This is a genomic window from Ruminococcus sp. YE282, assembly GCA_900101355.1.
Taxonomy (GTDB): Bacteria; Bacillota; Clostridia; order Oscillospirales; family Acutalibacteraceae; genus Ruminococcoides; species Ruminococcoides bromii_A.
In genome coordinates this window covers 1-5,104 of sequence record FMUV01000064.1, presented here as the reverse complement: position 1 = coordinate 5,104, position 5,104 = coordinate 1, and the positions used below count along the sequence as shown (strand labels likewise).

The window sequence follows — 5,104 nt, the reverse complement described above, 5'->3', positions numbered from 1 at the left end:
TTAACTGCTGTACGCTCGGCGGTAATTTGCTCCCATCTTTTCGTGGTCTGCCTTTTGGCTTTATTGCTATTTCTGCCGCAAGTTTCTTTTGATTTTTGTTGTATCTTGTTTTGAAATCTCTCATTTCTTTATATGCAAAGCCAAATTTTTCTCCGGTTTCTCGCAGTGTATGTCCTTGCTCTATATATTCAATCAGCTCTTTCTCATAGTCTTTTAGATGTCTGTATTTCCTTGGCATAACAAAAACCTCCTATGGTAGTTATTTTTATTCTACCATAGGAGGCTGTTTTTTTCTATTGTCCGTTTTTTACGGACTTGTTCATATAAGGCGCAAGGAGAAATGATGGACAAGAACAATGATAATATAAAAATTGGAGATTATCTATTCTGGTTTACTGGTGATTCATCTTCCAAACGATATAAACAGGACGATAGATATTACATCAGCAAATATCAGATTATGAATATCATATCAAATCCAACTGATTTTGAAAAACTATATACACTAACAGTTAAACGTATCAATAATGATGAAGTTATCCGCTCGATTCCTCGGCATTGGTATGCTGATATTGCAAAAGATTATGCTATACAAAAATTATAATCGCCTATATGGTTTTGCCGCTGTAAATGACAAAAACAGCATTTTCGGTAAATTTCGGTAATCCCCTATTTTTGAGGGTTTACAAGGGATTAGTAAAACTGCAAATCCCCTATTTTAGAGGATTGCAAAAATTTTCGGGATTCTGATTTTTCGATATAATTTTAATTAAGATAATATAAATTATCAAATATAATTTCTAACAAATACTTGAAATTTCTAACATAACATATTAGAATAAATACAGCGTTAATTTTCGTTGTGGATTGGAGGATTGATGAAAAACAAAAAACCAACAGTCAAAGTTAATCTTACCACTAAGGGAGATAACTATTATGCAATTGTCAATGTAAATTGTAACGGCAAACGTAACCAAAAATGGATTAATCTTCATTTATCGGTAAGCGGTCATAATAAACGCAAGGCGGACGATGAATGCAAGAAGTTATTTGTGGAGTGGAGCGAAAAAATAATCAGTCTTGATAGCGAGATGCTGTTTGCAGATTGGTTAATCAAATGGGTTGATACAGAAAAAGGTATGGTTGAAGATTCAACTTGGCGCGAAAAATACCGACAAATCAATAATATTATTGCGCCCTATTTCCGCGATAAAGGTATAAAGCTGTGTGATTTGTCAGAAAATGACATTGAAGATTTTTACAAAGCAAAGATGAGCGGAGAGATAGGCAAGAAAGCAGTTGGTGCTAACACCATACACCATTATCAAGCCGAAATCCACAAAGCATTAAAGCAAGCGGTAAGAGAAAGATTGATAACACTAAACCCCGCCGATTTTGTCAAATTACCTAAAAAAACCAAACACAATGCGTTTTGGTACAGTGACAAACAATTACTTGCATTTCTTGATTACATAAAAGGTCAAGAGATTGAGGTTGTGATTTTACTTTGTTCTTGGTTTGGTTTAAGGCGTGGTGAGTGTTTAGGTTTGAGATGGTGCGATATTGATTTTGATAACCGGACAATAAAAATAAGAGGAGTTATCAAAGATAAGGGAGAGAGCGGGAGCAAAAAAAGAAATTTGCATTATGTGCCAAAAACCAAATCAGCAAGCTCTATGCGTAATTTACCGATGCCGCCTTCAAGTATTTCTTTTTTGCAACAACTAAAACAGTTGCAAGATAAACGCAAATCAAAAAATCCAAACTACAATACCAAGTGGGACGAGTTTGTTTGCGTGCGCCCAAATGGTGATTTAATCCCGTTAGAATATGTTAGCCGCAAAATTCCGGAGCTAACTATCAAGGCGGGATTGCCCCGCTTAAAGTGTCACGAGCTAAGGCATACGAATTTAACCTTGCTTTATGAAAAAGGCGCGTCTTGGAAGGAACTGCAAGGTTGGTCGGGAGATTCGACAGTAAGGTTATTGCAAGATACTTATACTCACGCAAGCGATAAATCCAAAGAAAAATTAGCAAATTTCATTGATAACATTCTAACGGCGTAAAATGTCAATGTTAGAAAGTTGTTAGATAATTAAAGGGCAGATTGTAAAAGAAGTTGCAAACACAAAAAGAAAACCCGCCTAAACCTACCGTTTAAGCGGATTCTGTGAGATGGTGGGAGAAGGTGGATTCGAACCACCGAAGCGAAGCGCAACAGATTTACAGTCTGCCCCCTTTGGCCACTCGGGAATTCTCCCATATTTAATTTAAATATAAAGCCTACTGCCTAAACAGTAGGCTTTATGGAGCTGGTGGACGGACTTGAACCCCCGACCTGCTGATTACAAATCAGCTGCTCTACCAACTGAGCTACACCAGCGAGTTGATTAATTTTGAGTGCTTAATTAATATATCATATAATGTACTCTTTGTCAACAGTTTTTTAAAAAAATTTTATTTTTTTGAGAAAAGCCGAGTGTTTACGCAAAATCACGTCATGTTTAATTTGGCACTATCGGGGAATAATATCCATACTAATTATGAAAGGTTGTTTGCAATGGCTATGTCAACCCCTGCTGATACAAAACAAAAATCAAACTCAGGCGATAAAGTGAACAGTAATATAAAATTTTCATTCTATCAAAAACTGATTTTTCTTTACTTCCTTAATATTGTTGATTGGATTTGTACGGAAGCTCTTTTATCAAGCGGAAGATTTTATGAAGCCAATCCGTTTATGGAGCCTGTGCTTGACGGATTTTGGACAACAATACTCATTAAGTGTGTTTTACCGCTTGCACTTGTTTGTGCTTGCGCCTTAGTATACAAACTTTCAGGCGGGCATGACAGCGTTGCCGTTAATGTATTGCTTTACATCGGTATTATTGCTTATGTGATTGTAAATCTGTGGCATATTTTTAATTTTGTATTGCTCTTTTTCACATTTTAAGGTACAATAAAGAATAGTGACTATAAGGATTTTGAAAGGGAGTGATTGTTTTGCCTGCTTTGTCGGTACGCAATCTGACGATGACGTTTGTTGAACGAAATCTGTTTTCTGATGTTTCATTTGATGTGGAACACAAGGACAAGGTCGGCTTTATCGGTGCAAACGGAGTAGGAAAGACCACCCTTTTTAAAATTCTTAACGGAGAACTCGCTCCGACGTCGGGAACCGTGGTGTTTGACAAAAACGCCAAAATCGGTTATATGGAGCAGCATGCCTGCAATAATCCTAAGACAGACATATATCATGAATTGTTGTCTGTTTTTGATTATCTTATGGATATTGAAGCTGAAACAAAACAGGTTACAGAGGCAATTGACCGCAAGGACGGCAACCTTGACGAGCTTGTTGACAGACAGACAAGACTTATTGAAAAATATGAACAACTTGGCGGACTTAACTATAAAAGCCGAACCCGCTCCGCATTACTCGGACTTGGATTTAGCGAAGGTGAGTGTGATATGGAGGTTGGCAGTCTTAGCGGCGGTCAGCGTTCCAAATTATGCCTTGCAAAGTTGCTTCTGTCACAAAGCAACCTGCTTTTGCTCGACGAGCCGACCAACCACCTTGACATTAAGTCTGTTGGGTGGCTTGAGGACTTTTTGCGCGACTTTAAGGGCGCAATGATTATCATAAGCCACGACCGATATTTTCTTGATAATGTAACAAACAAGACGATTGAACTTGAGCACAGCAAAACTATGTGTTATTCCGGTTCATACTCAGAATTTATTAAGAAAAAAGAAGCATATAACCTTTCGCTCAAAAATAAATATGAAAATGACCTCAAGGAGATAAAACGAATTGAGGGTATTGTTGAACAGCAAAAGCGTTGGGGACGTGAACGTAACTTTATTACGGCAGCGAGCAAACAGAAAGAGGCTGACAGAATAAAGGCTCAGCTTGTGGTGCCGGACAGCGAGCTTGAAACTATGAGAATCAGTTTTGAGCCTAAATGTGAGAGCGGAAATGATGTTTTGATTTGCAGAGGACTTTCCAAGTCATTTGGAGAAAAACACCTGTTTAAAAATATAGATATACATATAAGGAAAGGCGAAAGAGTTTTTATTCTCGGCGAAAACGGCTGCGGAAAAACAACTCTGTTTAAAATCCTTATGGCAAGATGTCCGCAGGATAGCGGCGAGTATAACTTTGGCGCAAATGTCTTAACCGGATATTTTGACCAGATGCAGCAAAATCTTGACCTCAATAAAACCGCAATTGAGGAAGTGCAGGACGCCTTTCCGAATTTGACAAATACTGAGGCACGCTCTGCGCTTGCAGCGTTCTTATTCAAGGGTGATGAGGTGTTTAAGCCTCTTTCAAAGATGAGTGGCGGAGAAAGGGCAAGAGTATCGCTTTTGAAGCTTATGCTGAAAAAAAGCAATTTCCTTTTGCTTGACGAACCGACAAACCACCTTGACTCTTCATCAAGAGAGGAACTCGAAAAAACGCTGAAAGATTACAGCGGAACAATGCTGATAATCAGCCATGACCGATATTTTATCAATAAGCTTGCAACAAGGATACTTGTGCTTACGCAGGACGGCGTTAAAGAGTATCTTGGCAACTATGATTACTATATAGAACACGTCAAAGGCGAAACCGAGCAACAGGCAAAGTCACTAAGCGACAAAAAGGAAAAGCCCAAGAATGATTATTTTTTGCAAAAACAGCAGCAAAGCGAAGAGCGAAAACGACAGACAAGGCTGAAAAAAGCCGAGGAAGCCATTGAAAGGCTTGACGCTGAAATTGAGGAAGTTCAAAAACTTTTGTCAAGTGATGAGGCTGCAAGTAATTACGAAAAACTCCTTGAACTGACAAACAAACTGGAAGAATTGCAAATTGAGCAGGAAAAACAGTATGCAATTTGGGAAGAACTGTCGGAGTAGAAGCAATTGTAATAAAATAAAACCGCAGTTTACTGCGGAAATATCTGCCCGTGGCGTAGCTGGATAACGCAGCGGATTCCGATTCCGAAGAACGGGGGTTCAAATCCCTTCGGGCAGACCAAGAATACGAGGAAAGAAACAGTTCCTCGTATTTTTTATATAGAAAGTGCGAAAATAGAGGAAACAGCCCGAAGGGATTTGA

5 protein-coding genes and 3 tRNA genes are annotated in these 5,104 nt (G+C 38.5%); 5 read left to right on the top strand and 3 right to left on the bottom strand.

Features of this window, described 5'->3' with window-relative positions:
* The coding region (locus BLP46_RS12455) for a hypothetical protein (RefSeq protein ID WP_143000504.1) at positions 1 to 238 on the bottom strand (238 nt) is incomplete at its 3' end.
* 102 nt (positions 239 to 340) lie between these two features.
* On the opposite strand from BLP46_RS12455, the gene BLP46_RS12450 reads away from it, so the two are divergent.
* Together BLP46_RS12450 and BLP46_RS12445 are read left to right on the top strand one after the other, a co-directional pair.
* Entirely contained in the window at positions 341 to 604 is a 264-nt protein-coding gene (locus BLP46_RS12450) for a hypothetical protein (protein ID WP_143000503.1), read from the top strand.
* Between the two features lie 274 nt (positions 605 to 878).
* Positions 879 to 2,066, top strand: a complete 1,188-nt coding sequence (locus tag BLP46_RS12445) for a tyrosine-type recombinase/integrase (RefSeq protein WP_092979346.1) — start codon at positions 879 to 881, stop codon at positions 2,064 to 2,066.
* Positions 2,067 to 2,176: 110 nt separating this feature from the next.
* On the opposite strand, the gene BLP46_RS12440 is transcribed toward BLP46_RS12445, so the two are convergent.
* Together BLP46_RS12440 and BLP46_RS12435 are read right to left on the bottom strand one after the other, a co-directional pair.
* A tRNA-Tyr gene (locus tag BLP46_RS12440) sits at positions 2,177 to 2,261 on the bottom strand.
* A 46-nt stretch (positions 2,262 to 2,307) separates the two neighbouring features.
* Positions 2,308 to 2,383 (bottom strand) — tRNA-Thr (locus BLP46_RS12435).
* Positions 2,384 to 2,560: 177 nt separating this feature from the next.
* On the opposite strand from BLP46_RS12435, the gene BLP46_RS12430 reads away from it, so the two are divergent.
* From BLP46_RS12430 to BLP46_RS12420, 3 genes are all read left to right on the top strand, one after another.
* The gene (locus tag BLP46_RS12430; RefSeq protein ID WP_092979344.1) at positions 2,561 to 2,953 is read left to right on the top strand and encodes a DUF5658 family protein; all 393 of its coding nucleotides are present in this window, start codon (positions 2,561 to 2,563) and stop codon (positions 2,951 to 2,953) included.
* A 50-nt stretch (positions 2,954 to 3,003) separates the two neighbouring features.
* Entirely contained in the window at positions 3,004 to 4,902 is a 1,899-nt protein-coding gene (gene abc-f / locus BLP46_RS12425; RefSeq protein WP_092979343.1) for a ribosomal protection-like ABC-F family protein, read from the top strand.
* A 44-nt stretch (positions 4,903 to 4,946) separates the two neighbouring features.
* Positions 4,947 to 5,023 (top strand) — tRNA-Arg (locus BLP46_RS12420).
* The last annotated feature ends 81 nt before the right edge of the window (positions 5,024 to 5,104 follow it).